The 26,584-nt window shown below is 57.5% G+C and carries 33 protein-coding genes; 15 read left to right on the top strand and 18 right to left on the bottom strand.

Going from position 1 to position 26,584, the window contains the following annotated elements:
• Positions 1–64 precede the first annotated feature (64 nt).
• Both ACOYXJ_RS26930 and ACOYXJ_RS26935 read right to left on the bottom strand, forming a co-directional pair.
• Positions 65–262, bottom strand: a complete 198-nt coding sequence (locus ACOYXJ_RS26930; protein ID WP_038366428.1) for a hypothetical protein — start codon at positions 260–262, stop codon at positions 65–67.
• On the bottom strand, positions 259–729 hold the full coding sequence (locus ACOYXJ_RS26935) for a hypothetical protein (RefSeq protein WP_150794654.1): 471 nt from the start codon (positions 727–729) through the stop codon (positions 259–261). Before ACOYXJ_RS26935 ends, ACOYXJ_RS26930 begins: the two co-directional genes overlap by 4 nt.
• A 400-nt stretch (positions 730–1,129) precedes the next feature.
• Between ACOYXJ_RS26935 and ACOYXJ_RS26940 the strand changes: the two genes are divergently transcribed.
• Positions 1,130–1,381, top strand: a complete 252-nt coding sequence (locus tag ACOYXJ_RS26940; protein ID WP_460372551.1) for a hypothetical protein — start codon at positions 1,130–1,132, stop codon at positions 1,379–1,381.
• A 48-nt stretch (positions 1,382–1,429) separates the two neighbouring features.
• Positions 1,430–1,666 (top strand): DUF2789 family protein, encoded by a 237-nt coding sequence (locus ACOYXJ_RS26945; protein ID WP_007910733.1) that lies wholly within the window; start codon positions 1,430–1,432, stop codon positions 1,664–1,666.
• Here the strand turns inward: ACOYXJ_RS26945 and ACOYXJ_RS26950 are convergent.
• The 3 genes from ACOYXJ_RS26950 to ACOYXJ_RS26960 form a co-directional block, all read right to left on the bottom strand.
• The gene (locus tag ACOYXJ_RS26950) at positions 1,623–1,877 is read right to left on the bottom strand and encodes a hypothetical protein (protein WP_150708438.1); all 255 of its coding nucleotides are present in this window, start codon (positions 1,875–1,877) and stop codon (positions 1,623–1,625) included. The two genes, ACOYXJ_RS26945 and ACOYXJ_RS26950, sit on opposite strands and share 44 nt — an antisense overlap.
• A gap of 113 nt (positions 1,878–1,990) precedes the next feature.
• Entirely contained in the window at positions 1,991–3,595 is a 1,605-nt protein-coding gene (locus ACOYXJ_RS26955) for a methyl-accepting chemotaxis protein (protein ID WP_460372553.1), read from the bottom strand.
• A 227-nt stretch (positions 3,596–3,822) separates the two neighbouring features.
• A complete protein-coding gene (locus ACOYXJ_RS26960) occupies positions 3,823–4,227 on the bottom strand; it encodes a TraR/DksA family transcriptional regulator (RefSeq protein ID WP_003225981.1) in 405 nt (134 codons plus the stop codon).
• 401 nt (positions 4,228–4,628) lie between these two features.
• Between ACOYXJ_RS26960 and ACOYXJ_RS26965 the strand changes: the two genes are divergently transcribed.
• The 5 genes from ACOYXJ_RS26965 to ACOYXJ_RS26985 all read left to right on the top strand — a co-directional run bounded on the left by ACOYXJ_RS26965 (position 4,629) and on the right by ACOYXJ_RS26985 (position 9,364).
• On the top strand, positions 4,629–5,537 hold the full coding sequence (locus ACOYXJ_RS26965; RefSeq protein ID WP_460372555.1) for a MurR/RpiR family transcriptional regulator: 909 nt from the start codon (positions 4,629–4,631) through the stop codon (positions 5,535–5,537).
• Between the two features lie 61 nt (positions 5,538–5,598).
• Positions 5,599–6,204, top strand: a complete 606-nt coding sequence (locus ACOYXJ_RS26970) for a glutathione S-transferase (RefSeq protein ID WP_371043035.1) — start codon at positions 5,599–5,601, stop codon at positions 6,202–6,204.
• Between the two features lie 2 nt (positions 6,205–6,206).
• On the top strand, positions 6,207–7,313 hold the full coding sequence (locus ACOYXJ_RS26975; RefSeq protein ID WP_460372557.1) for a DNA alkylation repair protein: 1,107 nt from the start codon (positions 6,207–6,209) through the stop codon (positions 7,311–7,313).
• 139 nt (positions 7,314–7,452) lie between these two features.
• Positions 7,453–8,706, top strand: coding sequence for an AAA family ATPase (locus tag ACOYXJ_RS26980; protein ID WP_460372559.1), 1,254 nt, complete (start codon positions 7,453–7,455; stop codon positions 8,704–8,706).
• Complete coding sequence (locus tag ACOYXJ_RS26985) at positions 8,699–9,364, top strand: HNH endonuclease (RefSeq protein ID WP_460372561.1); 666 nt, start codon at positions 8,699–8,701, stop codon at positions 9,362–9,364. Before ACOYXJ_RS26980 ends, ACOYXJ_RS26985 begins: the two co-directional genes overlap by 8 nt.
• Before the next feature lie 378 nt (positions 9,365–9,742).
• On the opposite strand, the gene ACOYXJ_RS26990 is transcribed toward ACOYXJ_RS26985, so the two are convergent.
• The 9 genes from ACOYXJ_RS26990 to ACOYXJ_RS27030 form a co-directional block, all read right to left on the bottom strand.
• Complete coding sequence (locus ACOYXJ_RS26990) at positions 9,743–10,396, bottom strand: DUF2931 family protein (RefSeq protein WP_460372563.1); 654 nt, start codon at positions 10,394–10,396, stop codon at positions 9,743–9,745.
• A 10-nt stretch (positions 10,397–10,406) separates the two neighbouring features.
• Positions 10,407–11,063, bottom strand: coding sequence for a DUF2931 family protein (locus tag ACOYXJ_RS26995; protein ID WP_460372565.1), 657 nt, complete (start codon positions 11,061–11,063; stop codon positions 10,407–10,409).
• Positions 11,063–12,604: a phospholipase effector Tle1 domain-containing protein gene (locus tag ACOYXJ_RS27000; RefSeq protein WP_460372567.1), complete on the bottom strand. Its 1,542-nt coding sequence runs from the start codon at positions 12,602–12,604 to the stop codon at positions 11,063–11,065. The genes ACOYXJ_RS26995 and ACOYXJ_RS27000 overlap by 1 nt, the downstream gene beginning before the upstream one ends.
• A gap of 136 nt (positions 12,605–12,740) precedes the next feature.
• Entirely contained in the window at positions 12,741–13,103 is a 363-nt protein-coding gene (locus tag ACOYXJ_RS27005) for a DUF6124 family protein (RefSeq protein WP_150751846.1), read from the bottom strand.
• Between the two features lie 430 nt (positions 13,104–13,533).
• Positions 13,534–14,055, bottom strand: a complete 522-nt coding sequence (locus tag ACOYXJ_RS27010) for a GNAT family N-acetyltransferase (protein WP_460372569.1) — start codon at positions 14,053–14,055, stop codon at positions 13,534–13,536.
• Between the two features lie 70 nt (positions 14,056–14,125).
• Positions 14,126–14,725, bottom strand: a complete 600-nt coding sequence (locus ACOYXJ_RS27015; RefSeq protein WP_460372571.1) for a GIY-YIG nuclease family protein — start codon at positions 14,723–14,725, stop codon at positions 14,126–14,128.
• A 190-nt stretch (positions 14,726–14,915) separates the two neighbouring features.
• Positions 14,916–15,395 (bottom strand): GNAT family N-acetyltransferase, encoded by a 480-nt coding sequence (locus ACOYXJ_RS27020; protein ID WP_128615609.1) that lies wholly within the window; start codon positions 15,393–15,395, stop codon positions 14,916–14,918.
• Between the two features lie 13 nt (positions 15,396–15,408).
• Positions 15,409–15,621, bottom strand: coding sequence for a DUF4287 domain-containing protein (locus ACOYXJ_RS27025; RefSeq protein ID WP_016982975.1), 213 nt, complete (start codon positions 15,619–15,621; stop codon positions 15,409–15,411).
• Positions 15,622–15,844: 223 nt separating this feature from the next.
• Positions 15,845–16,396, bottom strand: a complete 552-nt coding sequence (locus tag ACOYXJ_RS27030; protein ID WP_460372573.1) for a cytochrome b — start codon at positions 16,394–16,396, stop codon at positions 15,845–15,847.
• Between the two features lie 209 nt (positions 16,397–16,605).
• Here ACOYXJ_RS27030 and ACOYXJ_RS27035 point away from each other — a divergent pair, with 209 nt between their 5' ends.
• The 8 genes from ACOYXJ_RS27035 (at position 16,606) to ACOYXJ_RS27070 (ending at position 23,667) form a co-directional block, all read left to right on the top strand.
• Positions 16,606–17,283: a thermostable hemolysin gene (locus tag ACOYXJ_RS27035; RefSeq protein ID WP_007910695.1), complete on the top strand. Its 678-nt coding sequence runs from the start codon at positions 16,606–16,608 to the stop codon at positions 17,281–17,283.
• Positions 17,273–18,754 carry an AMP-binding protein gene (locus ACOYXJ_RS27040; protein ID WP_460372575.1) on the top strand — a complete coding sequence of 494 codons (1,482 nt, stop codon included), beginning with the start codon at positions 17,273–17,275 and terminating at the stop codon, positions 18,752–18,754. The genes ACOYXJ_RS27035 and ACOYXJ_RS27040 overlap by 11 nt, the downstream gene beginning before the upstream one ends.
• Positions 18,751–19,425, top strand: coding sequence for a TenA family transcriptional regulator (locus ACOYXJ_RS27045; protein ID WP_460372577.1), 675 nt, complete (start codon positions 18,751–18,753; stop codon positions 19,423–19,425). The genes ACOYXJ_RS27040 and ACOYXJ_RS27045 overlap by 4 nt, the downstream gene beginning before the upstream one ends.
• Complete coding sequence (locus tag ACOYXJ_RS27050) at positions 19,412–20,221, top strand: SDR family oxidoreductase (protein WP_460372579.1); 810 nt, start codon at positions 19,412–19,414, stop codon at positions 20,219–20,221. Before ACOYXJ_RS27045 ends, ACOYXJ_RS27050 begins: the two co-directional genes overlap by 14 nt.
• Positions 20,218–20,862, top strand: a complete 645-nt coding sequence (locus ACOYXJ_RS27055) for a tetratricopeptide repeat protein (protein WP_460372581.1) — start codon at positions 20,218–20,220, stop codon at positions 20,860–20,862. Before ACOYXJ_RS27050 ends, ACOYXJ_RS27055 begins: the two co-directional genes overlap by 4 nt.
• Positions 20,863–20,873: 11 nt before the next feature.
• The gene (locus ACOYXJ_RS27060; RefSeq protein ID WP_007910671.1) at positions 20,874–21,536 is read left to right on the top strand and encodes a response regulator; all 663 of its coding nucleotides are present in this window, start codon (positions 20,874–20,876) and stop codon (positions 21,534–21,536) included.
• Positions 21,533–22,948 carry an ATP-binding protein gene (locus tag ACOYXJ_RS27065; protein WP_460372583.1) on the top strand — a complete coding sequence of 472 codons (1,416 nt, stop codon included), beginning with the start codon at positions 21,533–21,535 and terminating at the stop codon, positions 22,946–22,948. The genes ACOYXJ_RS27060 and ACOYXJ_RS27065 overlap by 4 nt, the downstream gene beginning before the upstream one ends.
• 155 nt (positions 22,949–23,103) lie before the next feature.
• Entirely contained in the window at positions 23,104–23,667 is a 564-nt protein-coding gene (locus ACOYXJ_RS27070) for a GNAT family N-acetyltransferase (protein ID WP_460372585.1), read from the top strand.
• A gap of 49 nt (positions 23,668–23,716) precedes the next feature.
• On the opposite strand, the gene ACOYXJ_RS27075 is transcribed toward ACOYXJ_RS27070, so the two are convergent.
• The 4 genes from ACOYXJ_RS27075 to ACOYXJ_RS27090 all read right to left on the bottom strand — a co-directional run bounded on the left by ACOYXJ_RS27075 (position 23,717) and on the right by ACOYXJ_RS27090 (position 26,484).
• Positions 23,717–24,790: an NAD(P)-dependent alcohol dehydrogenase gene (locus tag ACOYXJ_RS27075; RefSeq protein WP_460372587.1), complete on the bottom strand. Its 1,074-nt coding sequence runs from the start codon at positions 24,788–24,790 to the stop codon at positions 23,717–23,719.
• A 155-nt stretch (positions 24,791–24,945) separates the two neighbouring features.
• Positions 24,946–25,638, bottom strand: a complete 693-nt coding sequence (gene arsH / locus ACOYXJ_RS27080) for an arsenical resistance protein ArsH (RefSeq protein WP_460372589.1) — start codon at positions 25,636–25,638, stop codon at positions 24,946–24,948.
• Positions 25,639–25,650: 12 nt separating this feature from the next.
• Positions 25,651–26,121, bottom strand: coding sequence for an arsenate reductase ArsC (locus ACOYXJ_RS27085; protein WP_460372591.1), 471 nt, complete (start codon positions 26,119–26,121; stop codon positions 25,651–25,653).
• A gap of 15 nt (positions 26,122–26,136) precedes the next feature.
• Complete coding sequence (locus ACOYXJ_RS27090) at positions 26,137–26,484, bottom strand: metalloregulator ArsR/SmtB family transcription factor (protein ID WP_460372593.1); 348 nt, start codon at positions 26,482–26,484, stop codon at positions 26,137–26,139.
• Between the last annotated feature and the right edge of the window lie 100 nt (positions 26,485–26,584).

The following is a 26,584-nucleotide window of genomic DNA, read 5'->3' on the forward strand; positions in this document are numbered from 1 at the left end:
GAATACTCAGTCAACTGACTGTAGCCGAGGTTCCTGCTTTTTCCGGGCCGCGCTCCGGACGAGGTTATGAATCAGACTTTTCCTGCAGGCTTTGCAGCTCGCGTCTGACCATGCTGGCGTATTCCGCGGGACGCAAAGTGTAGATCTGCGCAGCCAGCCAATTCAGCCAGGCGCCTTGCAGTTCGGCCTTGGCAGCGAATAAACGCCGAGCTTCCTCGCGTGCAGTGTCGAGGTTCTGCGCATGAAAATCCGCGCGGCTCACTCGCTGGCCTTGAACGTCACCAGTTCACCCTTGCGCCACTTGGCGGCTTTGGCGGTAACAGCTTTCAGGGTCTTGGTCAGGCCTTCCTGCAACTGCTGATTGGCCGCAAACACGGTCACCACGCTGTGGCCTTCCTTGAACAGGATCGCGTGCCCTTCGACAGTGTCGACAAAGGCGTAATCGCCCAGTCCATACACCGTGAGTTTGATTTCGCGAAAACGGATATCCATCTTGCCGCCTTCGCGGCTGGGCAAGACCGATGCACTGAAATGATCGCCGACCTTGAGCTTGAGCCCCGGTTTGTCATCGACCACCAAGGCGCTTTCGGTGTCGATCTCGGCCACGTAAATGCCTTCGGCGTTCTGTTCGGTGATGTAAACAAAACGCGACTGGAACAGCTTGACCAGCTTTGCACGCAAATCACCCAACACGAACAAAGCATGCATATCGAGATTACTGACTGCCAAAGAAACATCCCCACATCTGAAAAAACCGCACACGGAAAACGCGCACGGCAAAAAAAACGGCCAGGCCGATGTCACTGCAAACAAATCAATAAAGCCCGAATCGAGCAGAGTGCTCATTCAACGCGAGGTTGCTAAGACTACTGGATTGTCACTCGCGAAACTCATCCCGATGTCGCCAAAACTTGAAGGAAAAATCCTCAGCGTCGGCAAGAGCATTCTGACTACGAACTTTAGGGAAAATTCTCACGAAAAAAAGCACTTTTCCGACATATCGCTGGCGAAAAATTGCTTTAGATAAGCCCTGTCGTCAACAGGTACTGGCGATTCTAGAGCAGCGATGCTCATTACGACTACCCGCAACGGCCTTTAAATCCCGGCCGACTGATGAAAAGGACTTCATATGTGCACTCTGACTCACTTTGCCATGACTGCTGACGACCGGATCAAATCACCACTGATACTGAGTGCCACTGACATCAACGACCATTGTCCCCGATTTCAGGTCGTGCCCGCCGGCAACGCGTTCTTTCACATAAAGGAAACATCGACCGGACGCGTAAGAGGTTTCCGCGAAGATCACAACGAAGCCTGCGCCCTTGCCCGCTCACTTGAGTCAAAGATCGAACTCCTGGCGAACGGCTACCTCAGATAAAGAGAGCGATCGAACGCGCCATACCGGCGCCCACCAAAGGAGTACACGATGGAACTGCCAGCATACGATCTGAAAACCCTGTTCGATCAACTGGGACTGCCTTCAGAAGGTAACGCAATCGACGATTTCATCGAGGCGCATCCACTGGACGCCAATACCAAACTTATCGACGCCGACTTTTGGTCGCCGCAACAAGCACAGTTACTCAAGGAATGGCTAAGGGCCGACGGTGAAGAAGCGGTCATGGTCGATGAGCTGAATGTACGCTTGCATCGCGGCAAGTAATCACGGGGCAGTGAAGGCTGTCGGTCGGCTCGGCGTGCATCTGCGCTAGCCACGCAGCCTTGCACTCTTCCGCTTCGTCGCGACTGGCAAAAGCGGTGCCGCGACGTTCGCCATTGAGCAGCACCACCCAGCAAACGCTGCGACCCATTGCGCGCAAACCGGCCGGCACGCCACTGCCGATCATCACGGCAACATCAACTCTGCACTGCATGCAGCCCTCCCGAGATCATTAGCAACCTAACTAAGTGGTCAGATTAATGGTTTCCTTAGAACGGAAACAGCAAGCTCCCTGCACAGATTCATTGCATCGGGCGTAACAATCCCTCAGCGCGGACTTTCCGGCTTATAGCCCAGACGCAAACCACCCCAGTGCCGGCCCTTGATCATGATCGGCACCGACAGGTCATGCATCAGCTCACCGGTGTCGCGGGTGTAGGTCTGCAACAACACCGGTTGCTGATGGCTGCCGCAGCGAATACCGGTGCGATCAGCAAATTTGCGCTTTGTGCGATTGTTGACCGCATCGACCTGCACGTCGCCGGTCAATGGCTGACTAAACGCCTGATTATGGGTCGGCACATAACCCTGCTGCGTACAGGCAATGGCGAACACCAACCCCTCGTGACGCGGCAATAATGGCTCCTGAATCGCCGGCAGCACCTGATCGGTGTAACGGTCGAAACGGGTTTGAAATTTCGCCGGCTGCGTATTCGGGATCGGCTGATACTGGCGATCGAACAGGTCTTCAAGACTGATTCGCCCCTGCTCGATATCCGCCTCGAACCGCGCAGCAATCTGACTCGCACCTTCGCGGGCCAGATCGTAGATGCGCTGGTGATAGTCATCCAGTCCGACTTCAGCCAGGCGCTCGCTGATGGTTTCCGCCTGCCCTTCCATTTGCACTGCGGCTTCAGCGAGGCGGCGAGTCTGTTGATCGCTGATCGCCAGATCGCTACGCATCTGCTCGATCGCCTTGAACAGGCTGTCGAGTTGTTCGCGATTGGTTTCTGCACCTTGGGCGATTTCACCGACCTGAGTTTCCACCCCGGCAGCCAGTCGCGCGATGTTCTCCAGATGCTGGCCGGTGTGCTCGACCTGCTCGACACCGGTCTGCAGATCACTCGACAGCTGGCGAATCTGCTCCACCACCTGCGCCGTGCGTTGTTGAATGTCGGCGACCATCTCACCCACTTCACCGGTCGCCGAGGCCGTGCGCGCCGCCAATCCACGAACCTCATCCGCCACCACGGCAAAACCGCGACCATGCTCACCGGCCCGCGCCGCCTCGATCGCCGCGTTCAGTGCGAGCAGATTGGTCTGGCTGGCAATCGACTGAATCACCAACGTCACGCGCTGAATGTCGTCGCTGCGCAGGCTCAAGGCTTCGATCAATTCACGGCTGGCATTCGCGCGCTGACTGAGCTGATGCATGCGCGCGATCGAATCCAACAGTTCCGTGCGCCCCGCCGCGCTACTGTGATGGGCCTGACTCGCTGCTTCAAGCGCGGCACGGCTGAGCTGCGAAGTCGCATGTTCGGTCGCGATCATCACCTCGGCATTGCTGACGATCCGCGCCGCCGCATCAAGCTGCGATTCGAGTTTGCTCGCCAGTTCCTTGACCGAAAACGCCACGCCGGCCGCCGACAACGCGTTATGGCTGGTGGTGTAGGAAAGGTCGCGGGTCAGTTCGGACATGGCGCTGCCAGAGTCGGCAGGCTGGACATCAGGGATAGCGCGGGAGCGCAGGCGCGGCAGCCAGACAATCAGCACCGCCAGCGGCATGCCAATGTACAGCGACCATTCACCCAGCGTCATGCCGGCCAGCAACAACATCAGGGCGATGCTTTGCAGGGTCGGTGCGATCCAGCGGTTTTTCGGCAAAAGCACTGGTGCAGGCAGAGCCCCAACCAGAGATCCATCTCTCGTCATATCAACACCCCACGCTTGTTCTCATTGTTGTGACTGCATTAAACGCCACTACAACGCCATTATCCATGGTCCGTTAGTCGTGGGGTCTGTGGCAGGTCAATGGAACGGCGCGGGCTTATTGCAGACGAGCAAAAACAAAGATCGCAGCCTTCAGCAACGCCCGTGTAGGAGCTGCCGAAGGCTGCGATCTTTTCAAGGTGCCCTGTTGAAAGGGTCACCCCACAGAATCAGGCCTGACGCTGGTGCTTGTCGATCTGCTCGTGACGCTCTTGAGCTTCGATGCAGTACTTGGTGGTCGGGCTGATCAGCAGGCGCTTCAGGCCAATGGCCTCGCCGCTGTCATCGCACCAGCCAAAGCTGTCTTCCTTGATGCGCTCAAGGGCCTGCTCCAGTTGCGGCAGCATGCGCTGGTCGCGATCGATCGCGTTCACCAGCCAAGTGCGCTCTTCTTCAACCGAAGCCGCGTCCGCCGGGTCAGCCGGGGTGTCCAGGCTTTCGATGGCGATACGGTTTTGCTCAATGCGCTCGTGGGTTTCGACTTTCATGTTCTGCAGCAGCTCAGTGAAGAAAGCGTGCTGCTCTGCATTCATGTAGTCATCTGCCGGCATGGCCAGCAACTTGTCCTTTGTCATTGATATCTCTATAAAAAAACGTGCATTAAGGCGAATTAGGGAGCGTTTCGGCGAACCGCGTGCGGTCGGCGAAAAGGCATCGTTTATTGCAAATGCCACCCGGCACTCAATTTACGAGGGGCGGCAGTCTAAGGCCCGAATGAGGCCTCAGCAACTGTAAATACAGGGAATTTGTCCGACAACGTTCGGAAACTGCTCTGACACAGGGTTCACACGGCCATCGGAGTGCGTTTATAGCAAGAAATTCAGTCGAGCGGCTGTATATAGAAGACAAACGGCTAACCACGCAGCGCCCAGACGCAATTTTTTACCACGCACTGCATCGTTTCAGCAAAGCAGACCTGCAAAAGCCCCCCTACTATCAGGCCCACCGTGTGATCAACCAGCCTGAAGGATGACCTATGCCCCGCCCCGATCTGCCGGCCACCGACGAGGTTTCACTCGCCAGCCCCCCGATCAATGCCGAGCGCCTGCTGCAACTGATCACCGACGAATACGACGCCCTGCCGCGCCAGCTCAAACGCATCGCCAGCTACATCAGCCAACAGAGCGACCGGATCATGGTCGACCGCATCAGCGACATCGCCCGTGAGTGCGAAGTCCACCCGTCCGCCATCGTGCGCTTCTCGCAACGCTTCGGTTTCAGCGGCTTCAGCGAAATGCAGGCGCTGTTCCGCAGCGCCTACACGCACAAAGCCTCGCCGGTGCAAAACTACCAGCAACGCATCCGCAGCATGATCGCCAACCAGTCGCAGCAAGCCAGCGCCGGCGACCTCGCCCGCGAATGCATCGACGCCACGCGCTCCGGCATCGAACGCCTGGGCCGTGAACTCGACGACGCCGCGTTCGAAAAAGCCGTCGACCTGATCGTCAACGCCGACAACATCTATGTCGTCGGCGTGCGCCGCTCCTTCGCCGTCGCCGACTACCTCGTTTACAACTTGCAACACACTCAGAAAAAAATTCATCTGGTGTCCGGGCTCGGCGGCAGCTATCGAGAACAAATGCGCAGCGTGCGTGCGAACGATCTGGTCATCGCCATCAGCTTCGTGCCCTACGCCAAGGAAACCCAACACTGCCTGCGCTTCGCCCGCCAGCAGCAGGCCAACACCCTGATCCTCACCGACAGCCACCTCTCGCCACTGGCGAAACTCGCCCACAGCGTATTGCTGGTCAACGAAGGCAGCGCCCTCGCCTTTCGTTCGCTGAGTGCGACGCTGTGTTTGTGCCAAGCGTTGTTTGTAGCGGTGGCCTATCGGCTGGAACTGAATGTTGATGAGATTCACGAACAACCCGGCTTCGACGACTGACAATTGCCTCAACGTCGGCTAGGTTATGCCTTCCCACCGGTTTGACTTGAAGGAACGCGTCATGAAACTGATCGGCATGCTGGACTCCCCTTACGTACGCCGCGTGGCGATCTCCGCCAAACGCCTTGGCATCGACCTCGAACACGAGTCGGTCTCGGTGTTCCGCCACTTCGAGCAATTCCAGCAGATCAACCCGGTGGTCAAAGCCCCCACGCTGATCCTCGACGACGGCGTGGTCTTGATGGACTCGACCCTCATCCTCGACTACCTCGAAGCCAGTTCCGGCAAAAGCCTGCTGCCAACCGACCTGAAACAACGCGCCCAAGCCCTGCGCCTGATCGGCCTCAGCCTCGCCGCCTGCGAAAAAGCCGTGCAGCTTTATTACGAACGCAACCTGCGCCCGGCCGACATTCAATACCAGCCGTGGGTCGAACGCGTCGAAGGCCAACTCGCCGCCGCGTTCACCGCCCTCGAGCAAGAACTGGAAAAAACCGGCCTGCCCACCGACGGCACCCTCACCCAGGCCGGCATCAGCCTCGCCGTCGCCTGGAGCTTCACCGGCCTCGTCGTCCCCGACCAGATCGACACCCGCCGCTACCCCCACATCGCCCAATACACCGCCTACGCCGAAACCCTCGAAGCGTTCGTCAGCACCCCGATGACCTGACCATGAGCACCACCGACACCGCCGCCCCGGCGTTAAAGGAAATCTTTAACGCCGAACGCTTGCAACACATCGCCAACGAAATGAGCGCCGTGTACCCGGCGTTCAAGGCCAAGGCGTTTCTCAAACATGCCCAGGACGGACTCGCTGAATTATCAGTGATGCAACGCATGGCGCGTATCAGCGAAAGCCTGCATGCCGTGTTGCCGCTGGATTACCAAGACTCCCTCGAAGTGCTTTTCGAACTCGCGCCAAGACTGAACAGCGGATTCGTCAGCATGTGCCTGCCGCATTACGTCGCCAGCTATGGCGGCCACGCGTTCGACACCTCCATGGACGCCCTGAAGTACTTCACCACCTTCGGCTCCTCCGAATTCGCCATCCGCCACTTTCTGCGCAGCGACCTGGAGCGCTCGCTGGAACGGATGCACGACTGGACCCGAGACGAAAACCACCACGTTCGACGCCTCGCCAGCGAAGGCAGCCGCCCTCGCCTGCCTTGGTCGTTTCGGTTGGAAGCGGTGCAGGCGGATCCGCAGTTGGCGGCCGGGATACTGGATCGGTTGAAGGCGGATGAGAGTTTGTACGTGCGCAAGTCCGTGGCGAATCATTTGAATGATGTGACGAAGGTGCATCCGGAGTGGGTGCTGGACACGATTGAAGGTTGGTCGTTGGAGAACAAGCACACGGCGTGGATTGCGAAGCATGCGTTGCGGAGTTTGATCAAGCAGGGGGATTTAAGGGCGCTGACGGTGATTGGTGCAGGGGCGAAGGCTGAGGTTGAGTTGTTAGATGTGCGGGTTGAGCCGGCGGTGGTGCGGTTGGGGGAAGCGATTACGTTGTCGTTTGTGGTGAAGTCGACCGTGGCGCATGAGCAGCGGTTGGTGATTGATTATGCGATTGACTATGTGAAGGCGAATGGCGGGGTTTCGGCTAAGGTTTTTAAATTGAAGACGGTTGTTTTGGAGGGATTTGGAAGCGAGGAACTGCGGCGCAGTCAGCTGATAAAAGATTTCACTACGCGGAAGCATTATATTGGAGCACATGGAGTGCACTTTATTTTTAATGGAGAAAAACTGGTTAGCCGTGAATTTCAGATAATAGCCACATGAGGCATCAACCAACCAAACTTAACCTGCTAAGCTAGAACCCCACCCTGACAAAATAACAGCTTTACGAACTAATAAAACCTTAAAAAATACAATAAAACCACCAACTTCAAAAACCCAAAATCACATAAAAGGAGACAAAATGGCAGGCCACATTATCAGCATAAGTACAAAAATCCCAAACTCCAACAAGGAGATAGAAATCCATCTAGGCGGTAAAAATTTAATACTCACCGGTGCGAATGGCTGCGGCAAAACTAGGCTTATCGAGCATTTATACGAATACTTAAAACGACGTATAATTGAAAAACAAAACCCTGACCCATCATCTCTCAAGTCGCAGATAGAAAGTACGGAACGAAGCATGATGAGCTTTTCAAAAGCAGATCAAAACTACAGCTCCCATGCAACCTATCTAAAATCTCTAAAGGACCAATACAGAGACTGGGAGCACGCACCAGTAAAATGCAATGAAATAGAATCCCTAATAATCTCTTATCACGAAAACAAATCCCTCTTTGCTTTCTTCGAAGCAATGAGAAAATCCAACATCGAAGCACCAAACTCCGCCTCAAGTATTTCTTCACTGCAACAACGAGAATTCACAAATCGCGGAAATATTTCGTCTGCCTTATTTGAATCCTACCTAGTAAGCAACATGACAACACTGGCTTACGCCGAATCCAAAAGAATTGACAACAACCCAGAGGAAGAAAAACGAATAAGCAATTGGTTTATAAAGCTCGACTCTGACCTTCAAGAGCTATTCGAAGACCCATCGCTACGCCTAATTTTCGATTCAAAATCATATTCATTTTACATCCAACAAAAAGATCGAGAGCCCTATCGATTCCAACAACTATCCTCTGGATTTTCATCAATTCTATCTGTCTACGCAGACCTTTTAACAAAAATCGAACTTAGATCAATAGCTCCAACCGAAGTCACTGGAATAGTTTTTATTGACGAAGTAGATGCTCACCTCCACGTATCTTTACAGAAAAAAATATTCCGCTTTCTGACTAAATCCTTCCCGAAGGTACAATTCATTATTACAACTCACTCGCCATTCGTGGTCTCTTCCGTCGACGATGCGGTTATCTACGACCTAACGAGCCTCGAACAAGTGAGTGATTTGTCCATGTACTCATACGAAGCGATACTTGATGGACTTTTCGATGTTAGACCAATATCCAAAATTTTAGAAAATAAAATAAAAAAACTAAATAGCTTCTCTGAGATGCTCAAGCCAAATATACGCGAGATGGAAGTTCTGATTTCAGAGATATCTCCGCACACCCATAGCCTTGATAGTGAATCTTCCTTTTTCCTGAAAAAAGCAGAAGTAATCGTTAATAAAAGCAAGAAACCCAAGGGAGACGTAACAGATGTTTAATGTCTCCCGCCCTACTGAGGCACCTCCGTCACTCGCAAGGCGCACTAAGTACGACGGCGAGGATGTTTACGAAGCTATCTCCACAATCTTTCACGACAAATGTTATTTATGCGAAACAAAAGAACCACAAGATATAAATGTAGAGCATTTCCGCGCACACTTGAATGACGAAGATAAAAAATATTCTTGGGACAATCTTTATTTTGCTTGCAGCAGATGCAACAACATCAAAGGTGACAGATACAATAACTTGCTTGACTGTTGCGACCCTCAGCAAAATGTATTAAGAGCAATAAAGCATTTGCCGCCGAACACGCCATACGCGAAGACCGTACAAATAATATCCACTTTAAACTCAGAATCCGCTCACAGCACAAAAGATCTTTTAGAAAAAATTTACAACAGCGAACATACTGTAAACAAGAAAGTATCCGGCTCCTTCCTCAGAAGAAAAATATTTGACCAATACAATCTACTTCTAACCCAAATAAATAACTACTACAACCCCATCGCGACAGCTGTAGAAAAAAATGATGCCTTAGAAAGATTAAAAATCTTGATTCGCCGAGATCAGCCTTACTCTGCATTTATGGCTTGGTGCATTCTTGAGGATGACGAACTTAGCCTCGCACTTGAGGCGTTTATTGATCAGCAATAAAGAAAAACGATGACAGATCACGACTATTCTAAATTTTATCTGCCATCGTTTTCCTTTCCATTTTTAGTCAAAGGGTAACTACAGACGGCTGCCAATCACCATGCGTAATACCGTAATGTCGATGTAGCGTTTAGCCTTTTCACTCACTGGATAGGCATGGCACCCGCCATGCCTCCCCTGCTACGGAGCTAGTCGTTTAAGTTCGTTGGGCATGAGCGACTTGCACCAAACGATGACATGAATCTCTGACCCATGCCTGTAAGACACCACTTGCCCCCCCGTGCAGCGAGGTATATATCGAACAACCGCGGTCAGACTAGGATTATCAAAAAGGCAGCCACACTACCGACTGCTTCAAGAATATAAGCACGCGATTTATCAACTTCCGTAGGGGATTCCCCATTTCTCAATATACCGCTTGGACTTTTCACTGATGGGATAAGCGTATCGCCCTTGGGTCTTCCCCTGACTCGGCCCCAATGGTTCGATTTCGGCCTGCGCTTTCGCCACTTCGACCGGATGGTGACATGAGTCTCTTACCCAAACCTGGATGGCCCCGCCGGGAGCTAAACCCAGATAGACCGAAGATATATAGGTAGCTGTCTGGTCTGGAGTTTTCGCGCAGCGTTGATTCACCGATTTCAGCATCAGCTGTCTGGCCTCTTCGGGTATATCCACCCTGGCTCGATAGGTCTGAGGTTCTACGATGGACTGCCAGCGAACGAAAATCCGTTTCGGGAGATCAGCACCCACTACTGCTTTCTCGGAACTGCCCACACCGTGCCAACCTCGCGCCGACTCTGTTCCATCTTCTGGCTGTCCACCCGATGCGGATCCACCGCCGGTACACAGAAATGTTTTTCCATTTATATCTTCCACGGCAGTGTCTTCAACCCAGACCTTCATGTAATGCGGCTCGGTAAAACCAAGCTCCCACCACGGAGATTTTGGGTCGTTTTTGGCTGATAGTGGAATACTTGACTGGCAACCGGTAATTAGCAAAGCAACAAGCATCGTTATCAGTTGTTTCATTGGGTGACTATTACCAACTCCCATAGGGAATGCCGTACCTGTCGATATACCGCTTCGCCTTCTCACTCACGGGATAAGCATATTGACCACCATTCTTACCCAACTCGGGCCCCAGCGGCTCCAACTCAGCTTGAGCACGAGCGACTTTCACTGGGCGCCGGCATAAATCTCTTACCCACACTTGCACTACACCACCCGGGGCGAGTCCCAAATAGACGGAGGCCATGAAGCGTGCTGTTTTCTCGGGAGTTTCCGGGCAGCGCTGATGGGTAGACGTCACCATCACTTGCCTGGCTTCTTCAGGGATATCTACCCACGCCCGGTAAGTTTTTTGCTCTGGAATCGATTGCCAGCGGACAAAGATCCGCTTAGGTAGCCCTGCCCCAATAACCGGTTTGCCTGTACCACCAACACCTATCCAACCGCGCGCCGATTCTTTGTCGTCATTCGGCTCTGCACCGCTGGCGTTCCCTCCCCCGGCTCGCAGAAAGGTCTTACCGTCAATGTCTTCCACAGAGCTGTCCTCAACCCACACGTTCATGAAGTTGGGTTTGATAAATGCCAGCTCCCACCAGGGGTATTTGGGATCGTTTTCACCTGAGTTGGAGCTTGTTGCGTTGCAACCGGTGAAGACCAAAATGCCCAATAAAGCTACGAGTATTCTCATTACCAAAGCTTCCAATCAGCTACGTGAGGATGCTGCACGCGAATGCCATCCTCAGTGGGTGCATTGATGTAAACGGCTCTCAAGCCGCTGCCGTCACGTCTCCCTTGCGGGTGATTCCAGTTGGCAGAGGTATGGATGTATTTCAGTTTCAGCAATTGCTCTTCTTCTGCGGTGGTGCTGTAGTCGCCAGCGATGAACCTGTCACAAAGCGATTGCAGTTCCTGGGGAACGGCATACTCGGTTCGTCCAGGAATGTCGGTGAACGGGACACCTTTTTCTTTGGCCAACTGATACATCACTCTCAAGTAAACCGTTGAGAGTTTGCCACTAACCGGGCGTTTGAGTTGTAGCCCAGCGTATACGCGTTTTTGCTTAGGCCCGAAACGATCTTGCGGATCGGCCGGCAACGCAAGCGCAGTGGGCGTTACGATTTCCAACAGATGAGCAGGCCAGCCTTTGGCTACCCACTGACTTTTTACCCGAGCGGCATCCTGATAGATCGAGGTTGTTTTCACGTCAGTGTTGCTCCAAACATCGAGCGTTTGCATAGGACTGACCAAAACACACTCTTCGACTTCATCAAGGTAGCTGCCTCCGATATCCGAGTGAACACCTGGAAATGCGTATTCTGGATAGTCGGGTTTGACGTTACTGAGGGCGAAGTTGGCCCGACATTCGTCGCGCGCAACCAAGTGGACGACGTCCTTGAAAAAACGCGGATCAAGGTACAGTTTTACGCCCGGTGCTATGGGGCTTTTCACCCTGCCAAGATTGGTGAAGCCCGCAATTGACGGCACTGTATCGAACAGCCCAATAAAGCCCATTCGGATGCTGCCACCGTACTGGTCGACAAAGGTACGGGCGAAATTATTGGCGTAAGTGGCCAATAGATCCCTTAGCGGCCCCTGCTTGCCTCTTACGATTTCATTTGAGAAATGGCGAGCTGCCGCTGCGCCTCGACTGAATCCGAAAGTATCAAAGGTGATCGATGTAATTTCACTGTTCGGATTCTCTTGAAGGGCATCCTCAAGGACTTGTTTGATGAAGGTAAACGAAGTCTGAACACGCCCTGCGACTCCTGTCTCTCCACGCCCCATGCCTTGACCGACCAAACTGTCTTCTTCATTGGATCGAGTACCAATGCCTTCAATGTACAAAGGGCGGGATACCTGCTTTATCGGTCCCTCTCCTTCAGCAATCGGAGCTTCGTAATACAGGTCGGCAAGCTTCTTTACATTGGTCGCGCCAGCGCCATAACTGCTGTCAGGATCCCCCATATAAGGCTGACAGCTAGCAGGAATATCTTCCGGCGCAATCGGATGCTGCGCCCCACACAGCAATCCAGCCGCCGTGTTGTTCGCATTATTCCCAGTGCCATCAAAGAAAACCCCAATCCTCAACGCGATCCCGATTTTCTCAGGTTCGCGCGCAGGTTCTTTCCCGTGTTTCTCATATTCCGCCCAACGCTGGGCGTGAATATCGACGGGTTTGGCTTCTTCGTAGCGGTAGTTTTTCGGGGGGTTGGGTACGTAGCCACTCATCCGTGATTCCTGGTTCTGATCCTTGAGAACGGCCCGAAGGTTGACAGCCGTGGCTGGGGGGCGCAAGCCGTGGCCGTGTGCCAGCCAGGGTGTGACCGCGGGGTTCGACGAGGGTTTCCCCTCGTCGGGGTGGGGGTTAGCTGGCGATTTCGACGTTATCCAGCGCTTGGTTGACGGCGATTTCGCCGAGCATTACGACTTGGGCGATGCCCAGTGCGGTTTTGCGGTGGGGGGTGTCGAGCATGGCGGCGAAGTTGAGGAGCATTTCGCTGGCGGAGCCGAGGGTTTCGCTGGCGTTGGCGAGCAGGGATTCGCTGTCGTACTTCGGGTTGGCGAGGTACATGCGTTCGGGTTGTTGGGTGCTGGCCATGATTTGGCTCGCGGGTTTGAGGTAGTGGTCGAGGGCGCGTTCGGCGGCTTCGTGGAATCGCTTGGAATCGGGGGATTCGTAGGGGGATGTCGGGTCGGTTTCTGGTGGGTTCGGCGTTACTTTGAACATAGATGAAGCTCCTAACACATTTAGAGGAGGCTTCACCCTTTCGCTACCAAACGAAGGGTGGCGGCCATGCGCAGGTTGGTAGACCGGGTGTTAGGATCCGGCGCGCCCTAGGACGCCCTGCACATGACCACCATAAATTCGAAACGAAGAAGTTTCGGCGATGGTGGAGCTGTACATCTAACACCGGGCTACCAAACCCGATCACTGTTTTTCAGCGACCGACAGACGATAGAACCCGCGACCTAGACGCACAAGCCGGCGGATTCTGGCTTAGTCGTAGGTAACGGCGCAAGGCGTTGTAGGGTTTCGGTGGTTACTTGAGGCTTCGTTTAAACAGTGGTGGTTTTTACTGTTTATTTCGGTCAGTGGTTGATGGGGTGAATGGGCGGGCGTCTTCGCGAGCAGGCTCACTCCTACAGGGGAATGCGGTCTAGACGTCAGGTTGTTGAATGCGAAATACCACACTGGGGGCTTTGCCCGGGACGTCGTCGAGATCGCCGAAGCGGTGCATGCCGATCTTTTCCAGAACGCGGATTGAGGCGGCGTGGTCGGGTCTGACCAGTCCGAAGACTTCGGGTAAGCCTAGGTGGTGAAATGCGTGGGTCAGCGCGGTTTTGGCGGCTTCTGTTGCGTAGCCGTGGCCCCACGCCTCGACGGCGAAGCGGTATCCGAGGTTGATGACCGGTTTTCCCAGATAGTCATGGGCAGCGATGCCGGCGAATCCGAGGACTTTTTCGGGGGCCTGAGGTTTGCTGATTGCCCACCATCCGTAGCCGTGGGTTGTCCAGTGTTGCAGCCAGCGATCAAGCAGGGCCTCGGCTTGGGCGATGTCGGTCATGGGGCCGGCGGGGTTGAATTGGTTGGTTTGCGGGTCGCCGAAAATAGCGAACACGGTTGGTAGGTCTGCTTGTTGTGGGCGTCTGTAGATCAGGCGCGGTGGTATGTCTGACATGATCGAAACTCTTGAAATGTGGCAAAACCGGGCTGGAACACGAATTAGCAATCCAGCCCCTCGTCGCACACTAGCGCTCCGAATCGATGTTGAACCACGGCCGAAGGTGCCCTACAAGTCTATCTTCGGCAAAGAAACGTTCAGCCACTGCGTTATCCGGAAAGTCATCGCACCAGGAAAACCCGACATTGTCATTTATCAATGTAAGGGGTGCAGCTTCCGTAGGAAATACATGCTCGATGCCAAATCGTAATTGGCAGGAGGTTGTTCGAGGCTTTGCCTTATTGTTTCGGGTTAACGGTGGGTGCGCGCGACCAGCTGTGCGAGGTAAAAGGTGCTCCCTCAGTCGACGTTTTAAATTGGTCGCCTTACCTACGTACAAACACGGGTACGGTGCGTCTGCCGGCCACCAATCGTGGTAGAGCACATCGACATCAGAACCTCCAGGCCCCTTCAAAATAATATGCCGATTAGCGATCATGAGCTGCTTACGGCATCCCACCCACCAGAATGAATAAACTCCGGCATTCGGCGGTACGGTGACAGCATGTTTTTTGGAAACCAGATGTTCGATACGGTGTACCGCTTGTGCATTGAGCATCTGGTCGGCGAGTGACTGCCATGCGGCTTGTACGTCTTTTGCTCGCGGTCTGTCTTTCAGAGTGTCCATTCTTATTCGCTATGTTGATGAATCATTCACGGGGCGCGGGTTGCACACCCCTCAATACTTGATGCGTCGACTGAATTGACGCCATCGCTAGCAGGCTAGCTCCCACAGGATTCGGGCCAAGGTTTGGTGCGCTTTTGGCCGGGCGGACGTCTTCGCGAGCAAGCTCGCTCTCACAGGGATTGGGGGATGGCTATGGTCGGTGGCGTGTCATGTTGATCAGGGCGGAACGTCCACCATTTGGCGCCGGGCGCTCTTCGATGGAGAACGGCACGAAGCCAAGTTTCGGGTAGAGCAGCAGGCCTGCGGTGTTTTCGTTGAAGCAGGACAGTTGCACTTCCTTGGCCTGGTATTTTTCGAAACCCACAGCGGTCATGGTCTCGACGATGTACCGCGCAACACCCTGGCCTCGGGCGTAAGGCGCAACGATGACGTTGCCGATGCAGCAGATGCCATCGTGCTCAGCGCGGTAGAAATTGGCGAAGCCAACGAACTCACCGTTGGCCAGAAAAGCCGTGGAGTCGAAGCGTTGGCTGATTGCGCTGTGCATTTGCTCTTCCGTCAGCGGGAAGTTGGCTTTCGGGAACATGAAGAACAGTTCTTGTTCGCCCTGCGGAAAGCTGCAGAGGGTGTTGACGTCGTCGGCCGTCACTGGCCGGTGGGTGAAATTCATCGCTGCCCTGCCCTCACTTTTTACCCGCCAGATGATGCGCGACCAAGGCGTTGGCATGACCGTGTCCCATGCCGTGTTCCTCCTTGAGCCACGCCACCAGTTCCATGTGCTTCTTGTCGGTGATGCCGGCGAGCAGGTTCAGCCAGTGATCGATGGGCTGGCCGTATTTTTTCTCGATGGAGGGGAAGTACGACGCCGGGCCTTTTACCTTGTTGTCTTCGCTCATGCTGCAAGCTCCCTGTGGTCACGACGGAGGGTCGGCGGACGCTCCTTGTCGGCAGGTCATAGAGTGGACGCGAAGTGCGGTTCCGGCAACTGCCCGGCTCTGCCAGACGCCACAAAAACCCTGTAGGAGTGAGCCTGCTCGCGATGGCGTTTGTTCAGTCAACACTTACATTGACTGGACTACCGCTATCGCGAGCAGGCTCACTCCTACAGTGATATCTGCGTTATTCGGTGCGGCGGCCCGGCAGCATCCGCACCAGCGTGTTATCCCGCACCCAATAATGGTGAAACAATCCCGCCAGCGCGTGCAGCCCGATCAGCCAGTAACCGGTGCTGCCAATCAGTTCATGCCAGTACTTCAGTTGTTTGGCGAAGTCCGGGTCGATGGCCACTGGCGCGGGGACGTGGAAGCCGAAGTACGGGAACGGTTTGTCAGCGGCGGCGAGCATCAGCCAGGCGAGGATTGGGGTGGCGATCATCAGGCCGTACAGCGCCAGGTGTGTCAGATGCGCGATGCCGGTCTGCCACGCGGGTGGTTTGGGCGTGATCGGTGGGCGTGGGCTGAGGCGGCCGAGCAGGCGGATCCACACGAGGGCGAAGATGCTCGCGCCGAACAGGCCGTGGAAGCCCATCAGCAAGCCGCGCGCTTCGCTGCCCTTGGGCATGTAGCCCTTGATTTCGACGCATGCGTAGACGCCGACAAACAGCGCCAGCATCAGCCAGTGCAGGGTGATTGAGAGTTTTCCATAACGGGTTACGGCGGTGTCGCGGGTCATAAGCTGCGCCTCGTGATTGTCGTGAGTGACGGCCGATTCGTTCGACCGCCTCGCTCCGGTTGTTGGGCGAACCGACGGCGTTACCCTGCCCGCCCAGTCTTAAGAGAGTCTGAAGACAGACCCTCACGTTAACCTTTTTTCACCTTCAGACTTCGTTAAGAAATGCCTCCGATACTCGCCTCAAACCTATTGAGGGAGGCGTTCTGCCCATGCCCGAATTTGACTGGAACATCGCCCTGCCCCTGCGCTTCGGTCAAGCCGAAACACCGCAGATGACACTGACCGGCGCGCTGCCCGACGATGCCCTGCGAGAGACTTTCGAAGCCTTTATCCAGCAACGCTTTCGCAAGGCCCATGGCGCCGATATCCGCCATTTCATGCCCGAGCTGTTCGGCATGCATAACGGCGATGGCGAGTTGTGCGCCGTGGCCGGGGTGCGTCGCGCGCATCTGGAATCACTGTTCCTTGAGCGCTATCTGGATGAGCCGATCGAGCCTTTGATCAGCGCGGCGGCAGATCGTGCGGTCGAGCGCAGCGCCATCGTCGAAGTCGGCAATCTCGCCGCCAGCGATACCGGCAGCGCGCGCCTGAGCATCATCGCCATCACCTATCTGCTGGCCATGGGCGGCCTGGAGTGGGTGACGTTCACCGGCAACATCGGCCTGGTCAACAGCTTCCATCGCCTGGGTTTGAAGCCAGTGACATTGTGCGCCGCTGACCCGGAACGATTGGGTGACGAGCGTCAACACTGGGGCAGTTATTACGAAAGCAAACCTTGGGTGCACGTCGGCAACATCCGCGCCGGGTTCGTCCATTTGCGCGATATCGGCCTGTTTACTCGCCTGGGTTTGCCGACTTCGATTGAAGGAGCCTGCCATGTCGCTTGAACTGCAACGCTTCCAGGAAACCCTGCGCGACCATGCCCGGCGCAATGACAACGCGACGGCCCTGTGGGGCGACACGCTGAAGCTCGATTACGCCACGCTGTACGCCGAAGTGTTGTATCGCCAGGAGCGTTTGCGCGATGAGCAGGCGCAGGTGATTGCGCTGGCGTTGGACAACGGCGTCGACGCGATGCTGTGGGATCTGGCCGTGCTGTTCGAGGGCCTGACCTGCGTGACGCTGCCGCCGTTTTTCAGTGCGGCACAACGTGCTCATTGTCTGCAACAAAGCCAGGCCGAACGGGTGATCGCCGAGCCGGAACTGGGCACCGAACTTCTCGCGGTCGGCTATGAACAACGTGGCGAGTTCTGGTGCCGTTCGTTCAGTGGCCCGAATCGTATGCCGGTCGGCACCGCGAAACTCACCTTCACTTCCGGCACCACCGGCACGCCGAAAGGTGTGTGCCTGAGCGCCGACAGCCTGTTGCGGGTCGCACGGGAGCTGGATCAGGCCAGCGAAGCCACCGGCCCGCAGCATCATCTGGCGCTGTTGCCGCTGGCGATCCTGCTGGAGAACCTCGGCTGTTACGCCGCGCTGTATGCCGGCGCCATGTTGAGTTTGCCGGGCCAGAAAACCCTCGGCATTCAGGGCGCTAGCGGCGTCGAGATTCCGCGTCTGCTCGGTTATCTGGCCAGCCGTGCGCCGCAGAGTCTGATCCTGGTGCCGCAGTTGCTGCTGTTGCTGGTCAGCGCCGCCGAGCAGAAAGCCTTCGACCCGCAAACCCTGCGCTTTGCCGCTGTCGGTGGTGCGCGGGTCTCAGAGGATCTGCTGCACCGTGCGCAACGAGTCGGGCTGCCGGTTTACGAGGGTTACGGCTTGTCCGAATGCGCCTCGGTGGTGTGCCTCAATCGCCCCGGTGCGCGCCGCCCCGGCAGCGTCGGCCGACCGTTGCCGCATGTCGAAGTGCGGCTGGCCGAGGACGGCGAAGTGCTGATCAAGGGTTCGACGCTGCTCGGTTATCTGGGCGACGCGCCGTACGCCGAGGAATGGTGGCCGAGCGGCGATCTGGGCGAGTTCGACCCGGAAGGTTTTCTCTATCTCAAGGGCCGCAAGAAGCACCAGTTCGTCACCAGTTTCGGGCGCAACGTCAACCCGGAATGGGTCGAGTCCGAACTGACCCAGCGCCGCCACATCGCCCAGGCGTTCGTTTATGGCGAAGCATTGCCGCATAACCACGCCCTGCTCTGGCCGCATCGCCCGGACTGCAGCGATGCCGAACTGGCCGCTGCCGTCGCCGAAGCCAACGAGGCTTTGCCCGATTACGCCCAGGTGCATCAGTGGACGCGCTTGCCGCAACCCTTCACCGCCGCCAATGGCTTGCTCACCGCCAATGGCCGCCCGCGCCGCGATGCCATCGTCGCGCAGTACCACACCCAATTGACCGAATCCGCTGTTTCCGAGGAGTCCGCATCATGAGTTTTTTTGACACCCTGCAAGAAGCCACGCAACAGGAACGCCACGCACTGTTCAACCTGCCGATCATCGTCGATGCTCTGCAAGGCAAGGTCAGCCTCGACAGCTATCGGGCGTTTCTCGCGCAGGCGTATTACCACGTGCGCCACACCGTACCGCTGATGATGGCTTGCGGCGCGCGCCTGCCGACGCGTCTGGAATGGCTGCGCAAAGCGGTGGCCGAGTACATCGAAGACGAATACGGCCACGAGCACTGGGTGCTCAACGACATCGCCGCGTGTGGCGGTGACCGTGATGCGGTGCGCGACGGTCAGCCGTCGTTGTCGATCGAACTGATGGTCAGCTTCCTTTACGACCTGATCGCCCGGGGCAATCCGGTAGGTCTGTTCGGCATGGTCAACGTGCTCGAAGGCACCAGCATCGCTTTGGCTACCCACGCGGCGGGCAGCATTCGCGAGCGTCTGGCGTTGCCGGAAACGGCGTTCAGTTACCTGAGTTCCCACGGTTCGCTCGATATCGAGCACATGCAAACCTATCGGCGCCTGATGAATCAGCTGGAAGATCCTGCAGACCAAGCCGCCGTGATCCATGCCTCGAAAGTCGTTTATCGCCTGTACACCGACATGTTCCGTGGCTTGCCGCGTGACACGGAGGCCCAATATGCAGCTGCGTGACGCGCGGGTGGTGCTGACCGGTGCCAGTGGCGGCATCGGTCTGGCCATCGCCGAAACCTTGTGCGCTGCCGGCGCCCGCGTGCTGGCCGTGGCGCGGCATCAGGAGGCTCTGCTGCCGTTGCTCAAGCGCTACCCCGAGTCGTTGTGCTGGGTCGCGGCTGACCTGACCTTCCTCAGCGATCGGCGCAAAGTGCTGGTCGCCGCCGAAGCCATCGGCGGCATCAACCTGCTGATCAACGCCGCCGGGGTCAATCACTTCGCCATGCTCGAACAGCTCGATGACAGCGATATCAACGCGATGCTGGCGGTGAATATCAGCGCGCCGATGTGCCTGACCAAACTGCTGTTGCCGCTGCTCAAGCAGGCCGACAGCGCGATGGTGGTCAACGTCGGTTCGACCTACGGCTCGATCGGCTACCCCGGTTACGCCAGTTACTGCGCGAGCAAATTCGCTTTGCGCGGGTTTTCCGAGGCGCTGCGCCGGGAGCTCGCCGACACCCGCGTCAGCGTGCTGTACGTCGCTCCCCGCGCCACGCGCACCTCGATGAACAGCGCCGCCGCGCAAGCGTTGAACGACGCACTCAAGGCCAACGTCGACGATCCGCAAACCGTGGCCTCGGCGGTGATCCATGCGATTGCCGGTGATCGTCGCGACCTCTATCTGGGCTGGCCGGAACGCTTCTTCGTTCGCCTGAACAATCTGCTCCCGCATCTGGTCGATCGAGGCCTGCGCAAGCAGTTGCCGCTGATCCGCCGCCTCAGTGAAAAACCTGACCACGAGTCGCCAAAACCATGAAAAAACTATCCGCATGCCTGTTGCTCGCCGCCCTCAGTCAAAGCGTCTGGGCGCTGGAACCGGCCGACCAGCAACGTCTCGAGGGCATCCAGCAGAGCTGGGCGCACATCCAATATGAAGTGGCGGAAAAACAGCGCGCCGCCGCGTTCGAGCAATTGGCCAGCGAGGCCAACACGTTCACCACCCAGCGCCCGGCGGTGGCCGAAGCGTGGATCTGGAAAGGCATCGTCACCAGCAGTTGGGCCGGTGCCGAGGGCGGCCTCGGTGCCTTGGGCAAGGCCAAGGACGCCAAGGCCGATCTGGAAAAATCCCTGACCCTCGACCCCAAAGCCCTGCAAGGCTCGGCCTACACCAGCCTCGCCGCACTGTATGACCGCGTGCCGGGCTGGCCCATCGGTTTTGGCGACAGCGACAAGGCCGAGCAACTGCTCAAGCAAGCCTTGCAACTCAACCCCAACGGCATCGACAGCCTGTACTTCTGGGGCGATCACCTCTACCGTCAGAAGCGCTACGCTGAAGCCAAAGTTGCGCTGATCAAAGCTCAGCAAGCCGCGCCGCGCCCGGGCCGCGAAAGTGCCGATGCCGGGCGCCGCAAAGAGATCGCCGCCCTGCTGGTGGACGTGAACAAGAAACTCGACTGACAGGAGTCCGCGTGCGTTTATTACTGGTTGAGGATGACGTCGCGCTGGGTGAAGGCATTCATCAGGCGCTGGGCCGCGAGGGTTACACCGTCGACTGGCTCAAGGACGGCAGCAGTGCGTTGCATGCGCTGCTCAGTGAAACCTTCGATGTCGCCGTGCTCGACCTCGGTCTGCCGCGCATGGACGGCCTGCAGGTGCTGCGCCGCCTGCGCGACAGCGGTTCGAATCTGCCGGTGCTGATTCTGACCGCGCGCGACGCTACCGAAGATCGCATCGCCGGGCTCGACGCCGGGGCCGACGACTACCTGATCAAACCGTTCGACCTGGACGAACTCAAGGCACGCTTGCGCGCCTTGTTGCGCCGCAGTGCCGGGCGCGCCCAGGCGTTGATCGAACATGCCGGCATCAGCCTCAACCCGGGCACCCAGCAAGTCAGCTATCAGGGCCAGCCCGTGGCCCTGACGCCCAAGGAATATCAGTTGCTGCACGAACTGCTGTCGCCACCGGGCCGGGTCATGACCCGCGATCAACTGATGCAGCTGCTTTACGGCTGGAACGAAGAGGCCGAAAGCAACACCCTCGAAGTGCACATCCATCACCTGCGCAAGAAGTTTTCCACCGACCTGATCCGCACCATTCGCGGTGTCGGTTATCTGGTGGAGGAGCGTCGATGACCTCGATCCGCCGCCGCACGCTGACCCTGATCATCGGCCTGTTGCTGGCCGGTCTCGCGGTGCTCAGCACCTTCAACCTGCACGACAGCAACCACGAAATCGCCGAAGTCTACGACGCGCAATTGGCGCAGAACGCGCGCCTGCTGCAAGGCGTGATGCGTATGCCACTGGCCAGCAAACAGCACGCCGAACTCTACCAGGCGTTCAACTCGGCGCTGGGCGAAGCGGTGCCGCGCGGCGAAGGTCATCCTTACGAACGCAAAATCGCTTTTCAGGTGTGGAATCCTGCCGGTGATGTGCTGGTGCACACCGCCAGCGCACCGTCCTTCAGGGCGCCGCCGACTCAGCCCGGTTTCAGCGATGTGGTGGATCTGAACAATCGGCACTGGCGCGCCTTTCTCCTTGAAGACAAACAGAACGGCCTGCGCATCTGGGTCGGTGAGCGCGACGATGTGCGCGCCGATCTGGTCGACCGCATCGTCCGCCACACCCTGTGGCCGAATGTGGTCGGCAGCCTGCTGCTCGCGGCGATGGTCTGGCTGGCCATCGGCTGGGGCCTCAAGCCCTTGGCGAACATGGCCGAGACCTTGCGCGCCCGCCACAGCGGTTCGCTGGAGCCGTTGCAACTGGCGCCGCTGCCCAGTGAGCTGGAACCGATGCAGGCGGCGCTGAACCGCATGCTCGCGCAGATTCAGGAAGTGCTTGGCCGTGAACGGCGCTTTATCGCCGATGCCGCTCACGAAATGCGCACGCCGCTGGCGGTGCTGCGCGTGCATGCGCAGAACCTGCAGGAGGCCGGCACCGAACAGGAGCGCCGCGAATCGCTGGCGTTTCTGATCGCCGGGGTCGACCGCACCAGTCGCCTGGTCAACCAGTTGCTGACCATGGCACGCCTGGAGCCGAAACCCAATCCCCCGCCGTTGCAACCCATCGACCTCAGCGAAACCGTGCGCAACAGCCTGGTGCAACTGACGCCATGGTTGCTGAGCAAACACCTGGAATTGGCCTTCGAAGACAGCGCCCAGCCGTTCAACATCATGGCCAGCCCCGGCACGATCGACATTGCCCTGAACAACCTGATCACCAATGCTGCGAACTTCTCCCCCGAACACGGCGTGATCACCGTGCTGCTCAGCCAGTCCGAGGGGTTTTATCACTTGAGCGTCGAAGATCAGGGGCCGGGCATTGATGAAACGGACCGGGCGCGCTTGTTCGAACGCTTCTACAGTCGCGGCAATGCCCACGGTGCGGGGCTGGGACTGACCATCGTCAACACCATCGCCACACAGTTGGGCGGACGGATCACTTTGGTCAACCGCGCTGAGGGCGGCCTGCGCGCGACCTTGTCGATCCCTGACGGGCAACCGCTCCCCGCATCGCAACGCAGCACTCGCGAACCGCCGCAGAGTTGAGTCTGTTGCGGAGCCAGGAGCGCCATTGCCCGTTAAAACAGTGGCCGCGCGTCGGAATCTGATCCAGATCAGCTTCCGGGACTTACATCGGTGTAGAACAGACTCAGCGCACTCTCCTGCGCGTTGCTCGTTCAGCCCCGATGGAGGCTCATCTCATGCTCACTGTCAAAGACCACAATGACCGCGCGGCGCCGGCCTATGCCGCGCACCTAGGTGAATACTGGATCGAGTCGCTCAGGGATGGCCGCCACGTTTTGATCCGCGCCCTGGCCGCCGAGGATCGCGAACGCGAATACGCGTTTATCAAGCGCTTGTCGCCCGAGTCCCGACACCTGCGTTTTCTCGCGCAGATCAGTGAGCCGGGCACCGCGTTGCTCGATCAGTTGATGGACGTCGATTACAAACAACGCGCGGCCTTCATCGCACTGGTTCACGAAAATGGCGAATTGATCGAGATCGGCATCAGCCGCTACGCCGCCACGGGCGAACAGGACTGTGAATGCGCCGTCACGGTCGCCGATGAGTGGATGCACCTGGGCCTGGCCACGTTGCTGATGGAACATTTGATCAAGGCTGCCCGGCAAAACGGTTTCAAGCATCTGTATTCGGTGGATTCGGCCAGCAACACGGCCATGCGCGACCTCGCCAAGTCCATGGGTTTTGCAACCCACAGCGATCCTGATGATGCCCACCAGGTCATTCATCGCCTGAGTCTGTAACGCCATCCCTGCGCCCCGTACCCGCCAACGGTGCGGGGCGCGTTACCGATCACGGCGTGATTGCTACCTTCATCACCCCATCGCGCTGATGCGCGAACAGTTCATAGGCGGCTTCGATATCGTCCAGTTTGAAGTGGTGGGTCACCAGCGGCGACAGATCGACACCACCGCTTTGCACCACCGCCATCAACCGGCGCATGCGTTCCTTGCCGCCGGGGCACAGGGTGCTGACGATGCTGTAATCGCCCAGCCCTGCCGCGAAGGCATCGTAGGGAATGCGCAGGTCCAACGCGTAGACACCCAGACTCGACAGGCGTCCGCCCGGGCGTAACACCCGCAACGCAGACTCGAACGTGCCTTGGGTACCCAAGGCTTCGATGGACACATCCACGCCGCGCCCGTCGGTCAACGCCATGATTTGCTCGACCACGTCGCCGTCCTTGAAATTGACTACATGGGTCGCGCCCAACTGCCGCGCGACGCTCATGCGCTCGGCCACCGCGTCGACGCCAATGATCACGCTCGCGCCCTTGAGCCGCGCCCCGGCCACCGCGCACAGTCCGATCGGCCCCAGCGCGAATACCGCAACGCTGTCGCCGATACTGACTTCACCACGTTCGGCGCCGGAGAACCCGGTGGACATGATGTCCGGGCACATCAGCACTTGTTCGTCACTCAGCCCGTCGGGGATCGGACACAGGTTGGCCAAGGCATCGGGCACCAAGACGTACTCCGCCTGGCAGCCATCGATGATGTTGCCGAATTTCCAGCCGCCGGTGGCGCGAAAGCCGTGGCGGGTGTCCGGCCCGTCCTGGGAGCCGCAGCCGCACAGACAGGCGTAGCTTTGGCCGCTGGGGGTAATCGCGCTGGCGATCACCCGTTGGCCTTCGAAAAATCCGCGGACTTGTGAGCCGAGCTTCTCGATCACGCCCACCGGTTCGTGACCGACGGTCAAGCCTTTGGCCACCGGATACTCGCCACGCAGGATATGCACGTCGGTGCCGCAGATCGTCGTGGTGGTGATACGCACCAGCGCGTCCAGCGGGCCAACCGCGGGGATCGGTTTGTCATCCAGCACGATGCGATTCTTTTCGACGAATATCGCCGCTTTCATCATGGCCATGGTCAAGACTCCTGTGCAGGTGTTTGCAGTGAGTTCAGCACCTTTCCAAGGCTGCGCCGAACTGACCGACACAAGGTTGATAACGATCAATCAATGCAGGATTGCGCCCGCCGTTGCCGCCCGTGAACGCAGCCGTCCCTCGCCGAGGGACGGCCTCAGATCGAACGCTGGTTGACCCGCGCCATCAGTTGCTCGGCGCTTTCCTTGCGCTCGGAGTAGCGGTCGACCAGATGCGCCTGTTGATCGCGCAGCAGCACGGTGAACTTCACCAGTTCTTCCATCACATCAACCACACGATCGTAGAACGGCGACGCTTTCATACGCCCAGTGTCGTCGAACTCCATGTAGGCCTTCGGCACCGAGGATTGGTTGGGGATGGTGAACATGCGCATCCAGCGGCCCAACACGCGCAACTGGTTGACCACGTTGAACGACTGCGAACCGCCGCAGACCTGCATAACCGCCAGGGTTTTGCCCTGAGTCGGGCGCACGGCGCCGAGTTCCAGCGGGATCCAGTCGATCTGCGCCTTGAACACGGCCGACATCGCGCCGTGACGTTCGGGTGAGCACCAGACCTGGCCTTCCGACCACAGCACCAGATCACGCAGTTCCTGCACTTTGGGATGGTCGACCGGAACGTCGTCGGGCAGTGGCAGACCGGACGGGTTGAAGATCCGTGTTTCGGCGCCGAAGTGTTCAAGCAGGCGCGCAGCCTCCTCTACCAGCAAACGGCTGAAGGAGCGTTCGCGGGTCGAGCCGTAGAGCAGCAGGATGCGCGGTTTGTGCTCGCCCAAAGGGGACGCTCCTTCGAACAGCGAATGATCAAGATGGGGCAGGTGTTCTGACATGTGTCCTCCAGCTCAGAGAGAGCCGATACGATCCAGCTCACGCTGGAGATCAGCGCGGCTGAGCGCTTTAAATGGCAGGCCGAGGAAGGTCGCGCAGCGCCGCTCGATGATCGCCAGCGTGGCAACAAATGCCGCGTCCACGGCGGCATCGTCGCCGATCACATCCGAGGGATCTGCCAGGCCCCAATGGGCTTTGAGCGCCGGGCCGAAGTACACCGGGCAACTCTCACCGGCGGCCTTGTCGCAGACGGTGATGACAATATCTGGCGGATTGTCTTCGAACGCGTCATTGCCTTTGCTGGATAAGCCATCGATGGCAATGCCAGCCTGCTGCAGCGTCGACAGGCTGCGCGGCAACACTTGGCCCTTGGGGAAACTTCCGGAACTCACGGCCTCGAATCCGGGGCGCGCCAGATGATTGAACATGGCTTCAGAAAGGATGCTGCGGCAGCTGTTGGCCGTGCACATAAACAGAATTCGCATGGTTTTCTTGCTCCCTCAGCAGCAGGCGGCTTCGCGAACCGGACGACCGTCCATGTTCTGCAGGCGGGCGGCATTGTCTTTGAGCCAATCGGCATTGGCTTTGGACGTCACTTGCAGGATTTCGCGCACCCACGCCGGCAGCTCTGGATTGAGCCGGTAATAGACCCACTGGCCCTGACGGCGATCGAGCAGCAAACCATTGCTGCGCAGTTGCGCGAGGTGGCGGCTGATTTTCGGTTGGCTGTCGTCGAGTGCGCACATCAGCTCGCAGACGCAGAGTTCACCTTGATCGGCGATGAGCAGCATGGCGCGGACGCGGGTTTCGTCGGCGAGGCTCTTGAAGACTTCGGTGGGGGTGATCATGGAGCGGACTCAATACATACGGAAATTCGAATATACGGATATCCATATGTAAATCAACCCGGAGATGACGCACATCTCGGGTGATATGCGCATACCCCCT

The sequence above is a fragment of the Pseudomonas sp. Tul2A7 genome (assembly GCF_054790505.1).